The sequence below is a fragment of the Gulosibacter molinativorax genome (assembly GCF_003010915.2).
GTDB classification, from domain to species: domain Bacteria; phylum Actinomycetota; class Actinomycetes; order Actinomycetales; family Microbacteriaceae; genus Gulosibacter; species Gulosibacter molinativorax.
Genome location: NZ_CP028426.1, coordinates 2,027,461 through 2,043,215, shown reverse-complemented (window position 1 = coordinate 2,043,215; position 15,755 = coordinate 2,027,461). Strand labels below are relative to the sequence as shown.

12 protein-coding genes are annotated in these 15,755 nt (G+C 65.7%); 5 read left to right on the top strand and 7 right to left on the bottom strand.

Annotated features, from left to right (window positions below; translation table 11 throughout):
• Positions 1–44 precede the first annotated feature (44 nt).
• The gene (locus GMOLON4_RS09550) at positions 45–914 is read right to left on the bottom strand and encodes an RDD family protein (protein ID WP_035732428.1); all 870 of its coding nucleotides are present in this window, start codon (positions 912–914) and stop codon (positions 45–47) included.
• Here GMOLON4_RS09550 and GMOLON4_RS09545 point away from each other — a divergent pair.
• A complete protein-coding gene (locus GMOLON4_RS09545) occupies positions 913–1,926 on the top strand; it encodes a stage II sporulation protein M (RefSeq protein ID WP_322745115.1) in 1,014 nt (337 codons plus the stop codon). The two genes, GMOLON4_RS09550 and GMOLON4_RS09545, sit on opposite strands and share 2 nt — an antisense overlap.
• A gap of 209 nt (positions 1,927–2,135) precedes the next feature.
• Here the strand turns inward: GMOLON4_RS09545 and GMOLON4_RS09540 are convergent, their stop codons facing one another.
• The 6 genes from GMOLON4_RS09540 to GMOLON4_RS09515 form a co-directional block, all read right to left on the bottom strand.
• The gene (locus GMOLON4_RS09540) at positions 2,136–3,809 is read right to left on the bottom strand and encodes an HNH endonuclease signature motif containing protein (RefSeq protein WP_026936454.1); all 1,674 of its coding nucleotides are present in this window, start codon (positions 3,807–3,809) and stop codon (positions 2,136–2,138) included.
• 273 nt (positions 3,810–4,082) lie between these two features.
• On the bottom strand, positions 4,083–5,390 hold the full coding sequence (locus tag GMOLON4_RS09535) for a DUF58 domain-containing protein (RefSeq protein WP_026936446.1): 1,308 nt from the start codon (positions 5,388–5,390) through the stop codon (positions 4,083–4,085).
• A gap of 2 nt (positions 5,391–5,392) precedes the next feature.
• Positions 5,393–6,346, bottom strand: coding sequence for an AAA family ATPase (locus GMOLON4_RS09530; protein WP_026936445.1), 954 nt, complete (start codon positions 6,344–6,346; stop codon positions 5,393–5,395).
• Positions 6,343–7,878, bottom strand: a complete 1,536-nt coding sequence (locus GMOLON4_RS09525; RefSeq protein WP_051266544.1) for a DUF4350 domain-containing protein — start codon at positions 7,876–7,878, stop codon at positions 6,343–6,345. Before GMOLON4_RS09525 ends, GMOLON4_RS09530 begins: the two co-directional genes overlap by 4 nt.
• Positions 7,875–8,570: a DUF4129 domain-containing protein gene (locus GMOLON4_RS09520; protein WP_146137546.1), complete on the bottom strand. Its 696-nt coding sequence runs from the start codon at positions 8,568–8,570 to the stop codon at positions 7,875–7,877. Before GMOLON4_RS09520 ends, GMOLON4_RS09525 begins: the two co-directional genes overlap by 4 nt.
• Positions 8,567–10,354 (bottom strand): glycerophosphoryl diester phosphodiesterase membrane domain-containing protein, encoded by a 1,788-nt coding sequence (locus tag GMOLON4_RS09515; RefSeq protein ID WP_156892035.1) that lies wholly within the window; start codon positions 10,352–10,354, stop codon positions 8,567–8,569. Before GMOLON4_RS09515 ends, GMOLON4_RS09520 begins: the two co-directional genes overlap by 4 nt.
• 137 nt (positions 10,355–10,491) lie before the next feature.
• Here GMOLON4_RS09515 and mtrA point away from each other — a divergent pair, with 137 nt between their 5' ends.
• The 4 genes from mtrA to GMOLON4_RS09495 all read left to right on the top strand — a co-directional run bounded on the left by mtrA (position 10,492) and on the right by GMOLON4_RS09495 (position 15,640).
• Entirely contained in the window at positions 10,492–11,175 is a 684-nt protein-coding gene (gene mtrA, locus GMOLON4_RS09510) for an MtrAB system response regulator MtrA (RefSeq protein ID WP_026936443.1), read from the top strand.
• 3 nt (positions 11,176–11,178) lie between these two features.
• Positions 11,179–13,116: an MtrAB system histidine kinase MtrB gene (gene mtrB / locus GMOLON4_RS09505; RefSeq protein ID WP_245575392.1), complete on the top strand. Its 1,938-nt coding sequence runs from the start codon at positions 11,179–11,181 to the stop codon at positions 13,114–13,116.
• Positions 13,113–14,807 (top strand): LpqB family beta-propeller domain-containing protein, encoded by a 1,695-nt coding sequence (locus GMOLON4_RS09500; RefSeq protein WP_146137547.1) that lies wholly within the window; start codon positions 13,113–13,115, stop codon positions 14,805–14,807. The genes mtrB and GMOLON4_RS09500 overlap by 4 nt, the downstream gene beginning before the upstream one ends.
• A 98-nt stretch (positions 14,808–14,905) precedes the next feature.
• A complete protein-coding gene (locus GMOLON4_RS09495) occupies positions 14,906–15,640 on the top strand; it encodes a ComF family protein (protein ID WP_084147404.1) in 735 nt (244 codons plus the stop codon).
• The last annotated feature ends 115 nt before the right edge of the window (positions 15,641–15,755 follow it).

Genomic DNA, 15,755 nt, shown 5'->3' with positions numbered 1-15,755 from the left:
TCCGAGCTGCAAGTCCAAGGAGGCGCAGCCAACCGGGCGCGAGGCTAGCCGCGATACGGGAAGTTGTGGGGGAGCTGGTCGACCGCCGAAGTGAGTCGCTCGACGCGTGTCTGGCGCCCCACGATGCCTTGCAATTCGCGGTCGCGTCGAAGCACCGAGACCCCAACGAGGAATGTCTCCGCATCCACGTCGGGAACCGGATGCACGTACGGTCGAATCTCACGCGCGATTACCCCGGCGAGCTGGACCCGCGCCCTCGGATCAAGCTTGGGAGCCTGCAGAAAGAAGTCGTGCATCCGTCGTGCGGTTCGGTCGGGGAGCCTCGAGACGTCGGCGACTTGGGCCCATCCCTGCAGGATGGGTGGCAGCTGGAGAAAGTGCGGGGCCGGGCGCTTCACCCGCTCGAGCTGCGCGTAAGTGCCAGCGAGCATGTCGCCGAGGCGCTTCGCGCGGGGGTTGAAAAGACCCGCGAGGAGCGCGACGGCGCCTAGCGAGAGATAGAGCTCGAGGAGGCCGACGAGTCCGCGGATGAGCGCGTGACGGAACCCGATGGCGCCGCCGTCGTCGCGCACGATTCGTAGCCCGAAGATGAGCTTGCCGAGCGATCGACCATGCGAGAGTGTCTCGACGATGACCGGCACGAGCACTGTCCACAGGACAAGCCAGATGACCTGGATGACGGCGAGCCACGCATCCTCGATCATGATGCCGGTCGCGAGGATGTACATCTCGAGTAGCCAGGCGAGGGCGAGGACGGAGAGCACGTAGCCGAGCATGATCACGATGACGTCGATCGTGGCCGACCCGGCGCGGCTGAGGAAGCCGGCGGCGGGGACGCCCAGGGCGACGCCTTCGCCAATGACAACGTCTTCGTCATCGTGAGTGGTGCTGCCCGTTGTTGCCAAGGTCGTCATGTCATCATTGCACCACATGGATATCGACGCGTACTCGGCAGCGCACCACGGTAGGTGGGAGCGGCTGCGTGACCTCGCCCGGAAAAGGTCGCTCGACGGTGCCGAATCGGACGAGCTCATCGCCGGTTATCAGTCGGGCGCGACCGATCTTTCGGCGTTGCGAACGACCTACGGCGAGACCGCGGAGACTACCGCGCTCTCGGTCACGCTGTCGCAGGCACGGATGCGCTTTACCCGCGTTCGGCGCAATCCGCTTTTGGTGTTGCGTGAGTTTTTCGTCGAGCAGCTGCCCGCTTCGCTCTATCGCGTTCGCTGGTGGACGCTTGCCGCGGCGGTCTTGACCATCGTGATTGGCGTGCTGTCGTATGTGTGGCATGCCGCGAACCCGGAGCTGCTCGCGTTCTATGGGACCGAGGCCGGGTTGAAGCAGTACGCCGAGGAAGACTTCATCAACTACTACTCGGAGTATTCGGAGTCGGCGTTCGCGGCGCGGGTATTCACGAACAACGCGTTCATCGCGTTGCAGTGCATCGCGTTCGGCATCACGGGCGTCTGGCCGATCATGGTGATCATTCAAAACGCCGTGAGCCTTGGAACTTCTGCAGCATTGCTGGCCTACTTCGGGCACCTCGACGCGTTCTTCCTCTGGATCTCACCGCACGGCCTGCTCGAGCTCACGATGGTGTTCGTGGCTGCGGGGGCGGGGTTCGCGGTCTTCTGGTCGTTGATTGTGCCGGGGAATCGCACGCGTATGGAGGCGCTCGGTCATGCGGGCCGAACGCTCATCATCGTCGCGGTCGGCACCACGATCTTCCTCTTTCTGTCGGGGCTCATCGAAGGGTTCGTGACGCGGCAGGACTGGCCGTGGGCGATCAAGATCGGTATCGGTGCGTTGGCGCTCGGGAGTTACCTGGCGTACTCACTCGTGCTCGGGCGGCGGGCGTACAGGGCAGGCCACGATGGCGACCTGCGCGAGTCTGAGGCGGGCTACCAGCGGGTCCACGCCGAATAACGGGACTTCGTTTCTGCGGTGCAGGATTGGCTGCTTGGCTGCTTGGCTGCTTGGTTGCTCGGTTGCTTGGTTGCTTGGTTTCGCTAGCGTCTAGTGCGGGCGCGACGAATAGGCGCAGTTCGCACTGCGCCTAAGCAATCGCGACGGATAAGGAACGAGGATGGATTGGGGTTGTTTGAGTCTCGCCGTGGTTGCGGCGGGTCCCGCGGCTAGAACGGGGGCTGGTCGTCGCTCCCGTTCTGTCCGGCCGGCGCCTCGTCGGCGGGCCCACTTCCCGAATTCGTGGCGGGCCCGTCGACGCGTTCCCCGGTGGGGTGGAACCGCGGCCCGTGGGTCGCGGGCTCGGTCACCGTGGTGTGGCCGAGCGGGGTGGTGAACTCGAACACCCCGCGACCGACGTGCCGCACGCCCCACCCGGCGTGATGTTTCTGCACGTGGTGCGGTCGGCACAGCGCGGCAAGATTCGACTGTGAGGTGGCCCCGCCGTCGACGTACGGGATGGTGTGGTCGAGATCGCTCGCCGTGGCGGGGCGGGCGCAGCCGGGGTGGCGGCAGGTCGTGTCGCGGATCTGCACGAATCGGCGCAGGCTCGCGCTCGGGGTGTACGTGTCGACCGATACCGCATGCCCGGTGATTGGGTGGGTCAGGATCCGCTGCCACCCAGGCGCGCTCGCGGCGAGCTGCCGGGCGGTGTCGAACCCGATCGGCGCGATCCCGTCGAGCAGGGCGGGGTCGCTGCCATCGACGCGGCCTTCGAGGAGGGTGAGGACGGGGATGGTGATGTTCACGGTCGCGGTGATTCGCGCCGCGCCCGCGGTGGGGCTCGTGAGGATCGATTCGGGGGTCGCGGTGAGCAGGGTTTCGGCGAAGATGTCGGCCTTGAGTTGCGCGGTGGTGCGCGTGTCCGGCGCGACGGTGTCACCCGTGACGCCGCTTGCAGCAGGGGCACTGTCGGCAGCAGGGGCACTGTCGGCAGTAGCGGCACCGTCGGCGCTCCCGGCGGCGTCGGCCCGGGCGGTGTCGGCACGGGCGGTGTCGGCACGGGCGGCGCTGTCGAGACCGACACCGTCCGCACCCGTGGCGCGAGCCGCGTCCGCGTCGCGCTGCTGGTCCTCGCGCAGGGCGCGGGCCTGGCGGGTGAGGATCTCGTGGATCGCGGTGGCCTGCTCCAGCGGCAGGTACGCGAACAGCGTCGCCATCCCGTATGCTTCCGGGCGTACCGACACGTAGCGTGCGGCGCGTTCGCGGGCGTGGGCGGCTTCGAAGTCCTCGGCCGCGAGCTTCGCGGCTTCCCGGTCCACGTATTTGCGGGTTTCGTGGACCGCGTGCGACGCGGCATACCGAAGCGCCCGCTCGGCGAGCGCGACCGCGTCGCTGAGGTGGAGGGCGCTCACGCCGCGGAGCAGTTCGCGGGCGTGGCGGAGGGTGATGCGGGCTTCGGCGATCGCGTCGACCCACTCGGGGTAGCAAGTCACGAGGGTGTGCGCGTCGTGGGCACGGTTTCGCAGGGCGGTGTCGGTGTCGCGTATGACGAGGCTGAGCTCGCCCATCAGGGACCGCAGCTGCCACGCGAAGCGACGGTCGCGGTCGTGGAGGAACGTGTGCCCGTCCGGGTCGCCCGCCGCGTCAGCCGTGGCGAGGGTGTCGGCGAGTTGGTAGGCGGCGGCGAGGGTGTGGAGGGTGATCGCGTCGGCTTGGCCGAGCATGAGTTGGGCGGTTTTGTAGGTGTCGCGGATCAGTCGCGAGCGGGCGGTGGTTGATTCCTCCGACCTGGTGCAGGTTGTGGTGGCTTCGGTGAGTCGGTCGCGGTGGTGGGTGTAGGTGTCGGGGTGTGGCTCGTGCGGGGAATCGTCGGGAGTGTTGGGCGGTTCGTTCTCGGACATTGGAGTGGTGCCTCCTGGTCGCGATGCTGCGGGCCGTGGATTCGAAGGGGTGTTCGTTTCCGTGACACCATAGTATCGAACATAGATTCGAATATGCAAGAGGGAGTTTGAGAAAAAGTCGAACGAATACTCGAACAATGAACGACTCGAGTGGGACCGTTGGCGAACGAAGGTGCCTATGAACACCTTTCGACAGGCTCAAGGACCGGAGGCACCTTTCGACAGGCTCAAGGACCGGAGGCACCTTTCGACAGGCGCAATGACGGCTGGCGCTTATAGCCGCCCGGCCTTCTTCAGCTCGAGGTACCGATCGGCGACGCGAGGCGGCAGCTCGTACGGCGTCGCGGCCACTGCATCCGCCCCGAGTCGCGTCATGGTGCGGCGAACCTGCCCCGCATCCAGCATCGCGCGCTCGGCGGCAGCGGCGCGCATCACCGCGTCGCGATCCGACAGCTCTTCGGCGAGTTCCTCCGTCTCGGGGTCGATCACCGACGCGACCATGACAAGGTGCTGATGCGTGATTGAAGGAAGCATCTCGAGAAGCCCTCGCGCGGTCCCCGCGTTGTCTGCGGTCGTCAGCAGCACGACAAGCGCGCGGTGCGTCGTGACCTCGCGAACGAGCCGCGGCACCTCCTGCCAATTCATCTCGATCAGCTCGGGCTCGACGTTTGCCATCGCATCCGTGATCTTCGACAGCAGTACCGAGCCCGAGAACCCCTGCACGCGCGCTCGAACGCGCTGGTCGAATGCAACGAGCTCGACGCGGTCACCGGCACGAGTCGCCAGCGCCGCGAGCAGCAAGGCCGACTCGATCGCGGTATCGAGCCGCGTCTCATCCTCGATGCGTGCCGCCGCGGTGCGACCCGAATCGATAACGATGATCACGCGGCGATCACGTTCCGGTCGCCAGGTGCGCACGACGAGCTCCTGCTGTCGTGCCGTCGCGCGCCAGTCGATCGAGCGCACGTCATCGCCGCGCACGTAGTCGCGCAGCGAATCGAATTCGGTGCCCTGGCCGCGCACCTGCAGGGTGGTCTGCCCATCCAGCTCGCGAAGCCTCGCGATGCGCGACGGCAGGTGCTTCCTCGAATTAAACGGCGGGAGGATGCGCACCCGGCCTGGCGCCTTCAACACGGCCTGGCGGGCGGTGAGGTGCAACGGGCCCCACGAGCGGATCACGACGAACTCGCTGCGCCGGTCGCCGCGGCGCCACGGCTTCAAGGCCGTATGTACCGCGCGCCGCTCGCCGACGGGAATGAATCGCTTGACGCGCATCCTTGGAGCCCCGGCGGACGGCTCCCAGCCGTCGCGAATGACCGCCCGCAGCGTGCGCGGGCCGAGGTTCGTCACGAACAGGGTGGAGGTCAAGGTCTCGCCGAGTCGGACTCGATCGGGCAGCTCGCGCTCGATCGACACCTTGCGCGCAGGGGCCGCGAGCACCCAGTCGACGAGGCCGAGGAGGAGCCAGATCGCAACCACGAGGCCGAGCGTGCCAAATGCGCTGGTGGGGGAGGTGCCGAACAGCATGATCGGCAGCATCCCCACCAGCAGCACTCCGACGTAGATACCGCTGATGGCCATAGTTAGATGGGCACCTGCACCTGCTGCATGATCGAGCGCAGAATCGAGTCGCTCGAGACGCCCTCGATCTCGGCCTCGGGCTCGAGCGCGAGGCGGTGGCGCCAGGTCGGCAGCACCATGCGCTGCACGTGATCGGGGGTCACGGCGTCGTAGCCGTACAGGTAGGCGCTTGCCTTGGCGGCGTTCAGCAGCGCCGTCGCACCTCGAGGTGACACGCCCATCCGCACCGAGGGGGACTGGCGGGTCGCCCGCGCGAGATCGACGATATAGGCGACGATATCGCCGCTGATCCGCGTCGCGTGCGCCTCTCGCTGAGCCCGTCGCAGCTCATCCGCGTTCAATACCTTGCGCACGCCAGCGGACTGGAGGTCCCGCGGGTTGAAGCCGCCCGCGTGGCGGCGCAGCACCTCGATTTCGGCGTCGCGCGGCGGCAGGTCGAGCACGAGCTTGAGCAGGAATCGGTCGAGCTGCGCCTCGGGCAGCGTGTAGGTGCCCTCGTATTCGATCGGGTTCATCGTCGCGGCGACCATGAACGGATCTGGCAGCGGCCGGGTCACGCCATCCGCTGAGACCTGGCGTTCCTCCATCGCCTCGAGCAGCGCCGACTGGGTCTTCGGCGGCGTGCGGTTGATCTCGTCCGCGAGCAGCAAGTTCGTGAATACCGGACCGTCGCGGAACTCGAAGTCACCGATCTTGGTATTGAAAACGAGCGAGCCGGTCACGTCGCCGGGCATCATGTCGGGCGTGAACTGGACGCGCTTGGTGTCGAGCTCGAGCACTTGGCTGATGGTCCGCACCAGCAGGGTCTTCGCGGTTCCCGGCACGCCCTCGAGCAGTACGTGGCCGCCGGAGAGCAGCGCGATCACGATGCCCTCGACGGCCTGATCCTGCCCGACCACCGATTTTGCGACCTCGGCGCGAACCTGGCCGAGTTTGGCTCGAATCTCATTCGTCATGCGCGTTCTCCTGAATTCCCTGAATCGTCTGGTTGCGTGTCGTTCGTGTGCGTGGTCGCGGTCTCCGTTGTAGCATCCTGCGCGTTGGTCGTCGCCGGGGTGGATGCGCCGGGCACGGTGGATGCGCTGGCTCCGGTGGATGCGCTGGGTTGCGTTGCCGAGGACTCGCGCGCTTTGCGCTTTCGCTTCGGTCTGCCGGTCGTCGCGCGCACGCGTCGCTCGAGCTCCGCGGCGGCGTTCGCGAGGTCGACCAGGTCGCGGTCGGTCTGCGGCTCGCCCGAGAGCAAGACGCGGTGGGCGTGCTCGCGTGGCACGCCGGCGAGCCCGGCGGTTGCGGCGATAACTTCCTCGGTGGATGCGCCGGGTCCGACTCCGGTGAGATCGGCGAGTCGTGAGATGGTCCCCACTCGGATCGAATCGAGCGCCCGCAGCCTCGCGTTGCTCGCATCGTAGAGGCGGGCGCGGCCCTCGAGGGTTTCGTTTGCCGGCACCGTTACTGGCAGACGCTCGGTCACGAGCGGGCCGAAGCGTCGGCCGCGCCAGAGAATCGTGGCGAAGCCCGCGAGATAAATCAGGAGCAGCACCGGCATGAGCCACTGCGGGATGTAGTCACCAAACGTCGGGCCGCCGTCGGTGTAATCACTTGGGCTCGGGGTGTACCAAACCACCTGGTCGTTCGTGCCCAGCAGGTTGAGCGCCATCGCTGCGTTCGCGTCGAGGGTGATGCTCTCGTTCGTCAGGTTCGAGAGCGCGCCGAGCACCGCAATTTCGGGCCCGCCAGGCGTGGCCTCGCCGATGATGAGCGCGAAGCCGTCCCGGACCTGATAGCAGCCCACCGCGTCGCCGACTGGCATAAATTCCCGGCCGCCGAGATTTGTGATCGCGGGCGCATTCACGGCGAGTGGCGCCGAGCAACTCCCTGCTTCAAAGCGATCGGGCATGGACTCATTGATCACCCCGCCATCCGCATCCAGCTTCACTTCGAAATTGCCCTCGGGCTGCGCGACCTGCTCGGTCAACGTCATCGAGGGAAACGAAGCCGACAGCACCACGATGCGATCCGCACCAACATCAAGGAGTGCGGCCCAGTCGTCTTCCTGGAGCGCATAAAAGGGATCCTCGACGACGAGTGTTTTCGAGCCGTCCGCGGCCAGCGCCGCGTCGAGCTCGGCACTGTTCTCCGCATGCGTGAACTCGATGCCCTGTTCGTCTAGGACGGTGACGAGGGCCTGCGCACCCGACGGGGACGGCGATGTGGGGTCGAGAAAACGGTTCGAATTGACGGCCATGCCGCCGAATGTCGCGATCGAGACGAGGGCGACAAGCAGGACGAGGAGGGCGATCCAGAACCAACGCTGGCTCCGGCGCCACCACTGGCGTGCATCCGGGGTCAGCGATTCTGCTTGGGCTGTCGCTGAGGCCGCGCCGCTTGCTTGTGCCGTCGCGGGGGCGGCATTGCTGGCCGTGTCATTGGCCGTGTCATTGGCAGTGTCATTGGCAGTGTCATTGGCGTGGGACGTGGCTGTCATCATCGTGCCACCGTTTCGGCGGGGATGAGGGTTGCCGGACGCTTGTTCTCGAGACGAAGATCGAGATCTCGCACGACCTCGTAGGCCGAGGCATCCGTTGTGTGACCGAGATACCGCACCTCGTCGAAGACATTCGCGGCGTCGCGGAGCGGGCCAGCTTCATCCGGGAAGGGCGTAGCCGCGGCGCGCGCGACGCCTTGCGCCGTCGTGCCCGGGCGCATCGAGATCAGCGTGCGGTCGCTCAGCGAGCGGCTGATTGCGCGGAATCGCTCGGTCGTCGCGAGGCCCCAGTCGGATGCGCGGGCCGCCTGGTCTGCGGCGGCACGCAGCTCCGCGACGGACCGATCATCATCTTCGAGGAACACCGACTGATTGGCCGCACGGCGCCGGGCAATCGCCCGGGGGCGGCCGAAAATGACGACCGCGATCACGACCAAGACGATCGCCAGAATGACGAAGATCCAGGCGGGATTGATCCCAAGTCCGCCCGTACCATCCGTGCTGAACAGCGAGGCGATCCATTCCCAGATGCGATTGAAGAACTCGTCGATGGGGTTCGGCTTCGCGTTTTGGTATTCGGACTTCGCGAGCTCCCTGACGAGCCATTCGCGGGCGGTGTCTTCGTCGGGTTCAAGCGGCGGCACGGCGCCCCGAACGAAGGATGCGCCTGCCATGACTGACAGCGGCGGAATCACTGCCGGGTGCCTCCGTTCGCCCCGCCGTCGTCGGTCTGATCGTCACGCGTGCGGTTGTCGTGCCCGGTGTCTTGCGGCTGTCCCTCGGACGCGGGTGAGTCGCCGCTTCCGGCCGTCTCGTCGCGGCCGGTGGATGCGTACGGCGAGACCGGCCCGATCGGGTCAACGCGCTGCGTGCTCGATTCCTCCGGCCAGGGCTGGCTCACCCAGGGTGCCTGCTGCTCGGGGAGATGGCTGGGACGCTCATCCGACTGCGGCTGCGGATAGGAATCCGCAGCCGCGTAGCCCTGCTGACTCGCATCCTGCTGCGGGTAGCCCTGCTGGTAACCGGGCTGAGCGTATCCCGGCTGAGGTGCATCCTGCTGCGGGTCGGCCTGCTGGTAGCCGGGCTGCTGATGGCCGGGCTGTGCGTAACCAGGCTGCGGGGAGCCCTGTTGGTAACCGGCTTGGCCATAGACGGTCTGCGGGTATCCCTGCTGCGGGTACCCGGCGGCACCGTACCCACCCGCACCGTACCCACCCGCACCGTAACCGGCGGCACCGTACCCTGCCGCGCCGTACGCACCTGCGCCGGCACCAGCCCCCGCGGAAAACGTGCCGGGCACCGTCGTCGGGCCGAGATCTGGGGCGAGCCACGGGTCCTGCTCGGGCTCGCGGCCAGCCGAGTACTCCTCGACCGCGTTCTGGAGGTGAATATTGAGGCCCTCTTTGCGCATCCGGAGGTCGGTGTACATGATCACGGCGCTGCCGTTCAATAGGACCTGGCCGATTGCCGCGACGAGGACGGACAACAGGATTGTGATGAACAGGAACACGAGCATAAGCGCAATGAAGCCGGCTTCCTGCCCGGTGGCGACATCGCCGGTCGGGATGAAGAAGGTAGGAGCAAAGGTCGTGAACAGGCTAAAGACACCGCTGATGACCTGCGACATGACCTGCACGATCAGATACATCAGCACGATGATTCCGAAAGTGCGCCAGAAGTAGCCGTTCGATAGGGTCCACGAGCGTCGGATCGCCTCGATCGGGCCCTTCGTTTCGAGCACAATCGCGGGCATCACGAAGGTCAGCTTCGTGAATACCCAAATTGCAAGCACAGTGACGCCGACAGACAGCAGGATCACGAGGATGATCACTGCCGCCATGCCACCGAAATTCTCATTCGTGCCGAGCGAGATGGCCCAGAAAATCAATAGGGCGAAGATCGCGCTGAATACCAGAATCACCGCAAAGTAGAGCCCCAGGTACCCGAGCACGGGCCAGAACCTGCTCCAGCTGGTCTTGAAGGTCTCGCCGAGTCGGGCCTTTTGATTCAGCACGCTCTTCGCGACGACCTGGACGATCACCACCTGCACGAGTGCGGAGCCGACTAGCGAGAGCAAGATTCCCGGGATGACGGACAGGATGAGCCAGCCAACCATGGCGGAAGACAACAGGGCAGCGTCGCTCGGCGAAGCCATGCTGATGCGGTTCGCCATCCACAGGGCGACAATGACGGGAAGGCCCGCCGAGACGAGCGTCGTAATGCCCTGAACGATGAGCGCGGCGCCGAGGGAGACGCCGACGTTGACGCGGAGGAGCTTGAACGTCGACCCGAAGATCTCGCCGAAGGTCAGGGGCCGAAGCGGGATGATGCCTCGCTTCGGGGCGGGCGTCCAGCCGCCGGGTGCCGAGGTGCCATATTGCGAACCCGAAGGGCCGTAATCCCAGGAAGCTGCCCCACCGGGGTTTGGTTGCTGATATTGCGGCTGAGGTCCGGGCTGGCCCGGGTACTGATCGGTCACCAAATCATCGTTGCATATGGGACTGAGCAGGTGGCGAACCTCACGCGGGGGTATGTGGCAACAGGGTACTCTGGCATGAGGAATGTCGTAAGCACCTGCGACAATATTGGCTAAGCGAACGACGAAAAGGAGCGGTAGTGTCCGAAAAGATTCTGGTGGTTGACGACGACACTGCCCTGGCCGAGATGATCGGCATCGTTCTTGGTGCCGAGGGATACGTCCCCGAATTCTGCGCGGATGGGGCGAAGGCGCTGGACCGCTTCCACGAGACTGACCCGGACCTCGTGCTCCTCGACGTCATGCTGCCCGGCATGGACGGTATCGAGATCTGCGGTCGCATCCGTGCCGAGTCCGGTGTACCTATCATCATGCTCACCGCCAAGTCGGACACGACCGACGTCGTCCGCGGCCTCGAGGCCGGAGCGGACGACTACATCGTGAAGCCGTTCAACCCCAAGGAGCTCATCGCGCGCATCAAGACGCGCCTGCGCTCGACGCCCGCGGAGAACACCGAGATTATTCGCGTCGGCGACCTCACTATTAACGTCGCGGCCCACGAGGTCCTTCGCGGCAATGAGTCGATCAACCTCACGCCGCTTGAATTCGACCTGCTGCTGACCCTCGCATCCACCCCGAACAAGGTATTTAGCCGCGAAGAACTGCTTGAGCAGGTCTGGGGCTACCAGTACAAGGCTGACACGCGCCTCGTTAACGTGCACGTGCAGCGCCTGCGTGCCAAGGTCGAAATTGACCCGGACCAGCCGAAAATCGTGGCGACCGTGCGAGGCGTTGGCTACCGCGCCGGTCACACCCCCGCCTAACGCATGCCACAACCTTGGCTGCAGCGATTCCGCGACGCCCGCCGCGAGCCCGCGAGTAAGGTCGAGTCGATCACGCTCGCCCCGAGTATGAGCAGCGAAGACGCCGACCTCAATAAGAGCGAATCGCTGCCGGGGAAATGGTGGCGGCCGAGCGGTTTTACCGCGAATATTCGCTATCTCTGGGGCACCTCGCTGCCTTTCCGCACGACCCTCATCGCCGTCGTACTCACGACCGCGACGGTGGTTGTCGTCGCGGTCGTCATGGGGAACACGATCGCGCGCGACCTCTATACGAGCCGCGCTGACCAGGTCCTCCAAGAGGCCGACCACGCCGTCAACACGGCGCAAGCGGCGTTCGATCAGGGACTTGAGACCGATGAGCTCGCGATTACGGCGCTGCGCACCCAGGCGTTGGATGCGGCGCTAGCGCAGGCGCCGAACGCGAGCGGCTTTGCGTTCTACCGCGCCGACAATTCCGCCGAATCCGACACGGTACTGCAGGACATCGCCTCGGGAACGGTGCCGCAGGATCTCGTGAGCGACGAGATCCGCGCGGCGCTGCAGGCGGATCCGCAGACCACGGTCTACCAGTCGGTGAGCCTGGATTCCGAGGACGGGCGGCCGGAGCCAGCACTCGTGGTCGGGTCGACCGTGACCGTGCCGACCGCCGGCACGTACGAGCTCTACCTCGTGTATTCGATGCAGTCCTCGCAGGACACGCTCGACTTCGTTCAGCGCACACTGACGATCTCGATGGCGATCCTCGTGCTCATGGTCGGAGCGATTGTCGGCGGGATTATGCGCGCGGTGATCCGCCCCATCAGAGTCGCGGCACAGACCTCGCGGAAGCTCGCGGCCGGACACCTTGAAGAGCGCATCCCGGAACAGGGCCAAGACGACATCGGGACGTTGGCCCGCTCGTTTAACGACATGGCCGACAACCTGCAGCGACAGATCGAGCAGCTCGAGGATCTCTCGCAGGTGCAGCAGCGGTTCGTGTCCGACGTCTCGCACGAGCTGCGCACCCCGCTCACGACGATCAGGCTCGCGGCCGGCATTGTGTACGCGCGGAAGGACGAACTCGAACCGACCGTTGCGCGCTCGGCGGAGCTGCTCCAAGACCAGATCGAGCGCTTCGAGCTGCTGCTCGCCGACCTCCTCGAGATTTCGAGATACGACGCCGGCGCGGTCCAGCTCCTGCGCAAGCCCAACGACCTCACGCTCCTCGCGGAGGACGTGATCGAGGGCATGACCCAGGTCGCGGCCGACCAAGGCGAGGCGCTCATCCTGCGCGCGACGTCGACGCACATCGAGGCGGAGTTTGACGAGCGTCGCGTTAACCGCGTGATTCGCAACCTGGTGGCGAACGCGATCGAGCACGGCGAGGGAAAGCCCATCCTTGTCTCCGTGGATGGCAACGCCACCGCCGTGGCGATCTCGGTACGCGACTACGGCGTGGGCATGACCGACGAGCAGCAGACGCAGGTGTTTTCGCGCTTCTGGCGCGCCGACCCCTCGCGAAAGCGCACGATGGGCGGCTCGGGCCTCGGCCTGGCCATTTCGCAAGAGGATGCGCAGCTCCACAACGGACGACTCGAACTGTGGTCGGCGCCCGAGCTTGGCTCCAATTTCCGGCTGACGCTCCCGCGCCACGTCGACGAGCCGATCGTCTCCTCGCCGCTGCCGCTTGTGCCCGATGACGCGGGCGCCGAGACCTACACCGTCGAAGCGGCGGACCGACGCCCAGAGAAATTCGACGAGAAGAGTCTTGAGACACAGCCGATCGAACTGCCCGGACTTGGCATGAGCGAGGACGACCACTGGGAGTACCTTGCCGGGGCGGACCCGGAGACCGGGGCATTGCCGACGAACGCCACCCACAAGGAATCCGATGATGCGGGCGGGGCGCAAGCCATGCCCGCGACGGGAGATGACAAGTGAACCGATTCCGTGCATCCCTCACTGCGCTTTTAGGCATGCTGCTCGTCGCCGTCCTCGTGGGCTGCGCACAGATGCCCTTGTCGGGCCCAGTGCAACAGGGAAATCAGCAGGAAGAGGACGCGCCCCAGGACATTCGGTATTTCCCGTCGGGACCTGATGCGGGGGCTACGCGGGAGGAGATCGTCCAGGGATTCATTGATGCGGGAACCGGCACGCAGAACGACTACTCGATTGCGCGAGAGTACCTCACCGGGAACGCCGCCGAGAATTGGAATCCGGACCATCAAATCCTCGTAAGCGATGGTCAGGCCTCGATGAAGGCGGGCACCGGAGAGAACATCGTGGTCTCCGTGCCGACGTACGGCAAGGTGGATGCGCACGGTGTGTACGCGGAATCGCTCGAGTCGAGTAGCGCGACCCTCGAATTCACGCTCGCGCAGGTCGACGGCGAGTGGCGGATCTCCGAGGCGCCGAACGGCATCGTCCTCATTCAGCAGGCCTTCACCGACCTCTTCGAGCCGCGCACGCTCGTGTTCTTCGACGGTCTGCAACGCTACACCTCGCCCGATCTGCGCTGGTTCCCGGACGACAATCGAGCGGCCACGCGCGCGGTCGAGGAACTGCTGTCGGGCCCCGCGCAATGGATGCTTCCGGGGCAGGCCGTGACTTCCGCGTTCCCCGCCGAGGCCGAGCTCATCTCGCAAGTTCGGGTCAATGGTGCAACGGCGGTCGTCAATTTCTCCGACGCCGTCTCGAGCACCTCGGCGAGCGCGCTTTCGCACATGCGCTTGCAGCTCGAGCAGACGCTCAAGTCCTTCCCCGAGATCACGAACGTCGAGATGCAGGTCAACGGCGCGAGGTTGGATGTGTCGCTCCCGTCCGCAGAGGAAGTTATCACCTCGCCGCAGGTCAATTCTTCACCGCTCGTGCAGCAGGGAACCTCGCTCGGGTATCTCAGCGGCGGCTCCATCACCCCACCAGACGGGGCGGACAACGTCGTTGCCGAGGTCAAGCGGCTCGAACCGATCCGTGGTGCACTCTCTGCCTCGCAGCAGACGGTGGCGCTCCTCACCGACGAAGGCACGTACGCCATGAGCTTCGGGGATGCTGAGGCCACCTTCATCGATTCGCGCGGTGGACAGGTCGAGCCAGCGCTCGACAACTGGGACTGGGTGTGGACGCAATCGACCACTGAGCCGGGGCTGCATCTGACTGAGATCGGCACGTATCAGACCTTCGATCTCGCGCTACCCGCCGGCATCTCGCCGAATTTCGTCTCCCATCAGGTGTCTCGTGATGGCACGCGCATTGCGTTCCTCTACGAGGCCTCCGATGGAGTTCGGCTGGCGATCACACCGATCGTGCGCGATGAGAATGCCACGCCCATCCGACTCGGCGATCCATTGGTTCTGGCCTTGCCGGGCGAACAGCCCAACGACGTCGCGTGGGTCGACTCCAACTCGGTGGCGATGCTGATCGGCAGCGGCGAGGGCACCACCGACGTTCGTCTCTACGAGATCGGCGGCACGTTCACGACCCTCGGCAGCATCCCGTCGGCGATGCAGACGGCGGGGTCGAACACCCTCGCCGGTATGCGAGTAATTGACCGTCAAGGCACCCTGTATGCGCCGCGTGGGACGCGCTGGCAGGCCTCGGACGTCGTCGTGACCTTCCTCTACGCCCAGGTCTAACCCCGGCTGTAACGCTGGCTCTAGTCCCGGCCATCCACAATCGCAAGGGTTGTGGATGCGTCGGAGCCGAGCATGGCGCGCCTGCGCAGACTGGACGGGTGAAATCGAAGCTCAAACCGGTTCTGGATGCGCTCGCGATGCTCTTTCCGGTGCGTTGCGGTGGGTGCGGGAAGAATGACACGAGGCTGTGCCGGGAGTGCCTGGATGCGCTCGGGTGCGCAGTCGATCCCCAAGGGATGTGGCTGCCGGGTGCGGAACTCGACCATGAACGTGACGCGCCGCTGCGCGACGATGAACGAGTCGCGCCGCTGCGCGTCATCACCGCAATGCCATACGAGCCGGTCCTCCAGCACGTACTCGACGCCTTCAAGGAGCGGGGACGCGCCGATCTCGCGAAGGAGCTCGCGGAGCTGCTGCGCTTTTCGCTACGGCGAGTGGGGGAGCTCCTCCCGCAGCGCGACGGCGATCGCACCGAACCCATCCTGCTCGTGCCGGTGCCCTCTCGGCGTGCTGCGCGGGCACGCCGCGGCTACGATCACATCCAGCTGTTGCTCGAACGAGCGGTGCCGAACGCGAGGCCGGTCGACGCCCTGCGGCACGCCCGGGCGGTCGCCGATCAGTCAACGCTCGGTCGCGACGCCCGCGCGAGCAACCTTCACGGCGCCCTCGTCGCGCACGATCTCGTGCGCGGGCACCGCTGTGTCATCGTGGATGACCTGGTCACCACGGGCGCGACCCTCGCGGAGGCAGCGCGCGCACTCGAGGCGGCCCACGCGAACGTTCTCGGGGCTGTGGCAATCGCTCGAGTCGAGCTCAAATACCACACTCATTAAGTCTATAAGTGTCGCCAAGGAGAACTCTCAAGGACGGCTCGGAAACCATTGCTTATGATGAAGGAACACAACACATTCCAGCTCGGGATGTAGGCGGAAACTCTTGCTCCCGAGT

Bases quoted from the DNA above. Each gene is read 5' to 3' on its own strand.
- GMOLON4_RS09545 (WP_322745115.1), top strand. From the start codon at position 913: ATGTCATCATTGCACCACATGGATATCGACGCGTACTCGGCAGCGCAC.
- GMOLON4_RS09550 (WP_035732428.1), bottom strand. From the start codon at position 914: ATGACGACCTTGGCAACAACGGGCAGCACCACTCACGATGACGAAGAC.
- GMOLON4_RS09540 (WP_026936454.1), bottom strand. From the start codon at position 3,809: ATGTCCGAGAACGAACCGCCCAACACTCCCGACGATTCCCCGCACGAG.
- GMOLON4_RS09535 (WP_026936446.1), bottom strand. From the start codon at position 5,390: ATGGCCATCAGCGGTATCTACGTCGGAGTGCTGCTGGTGGGGATGCTG.
- GMOLON4_RS09530 (WP_026936445.1), bottom strand. From the start codon at position 6,346: ATGACGAATGAGATTCGAGCCAAACTCGGCCAGGTTCGCGCCGAGGTC.
- GMOLON4_RS09525 (WP_051266544.1), bottom strand. From the start codon at position 7,878: ATGATGACAGCCACGTCCCACGCCAATGACACTGCCAATGACACTGCC.
- mtrB (WP_245575392.1), top strand. From the start codon at position 11,179: ATGCCACAACCTTGGCTGCAGCGATTCCGCGACGCCCGCCGCGAGCCC.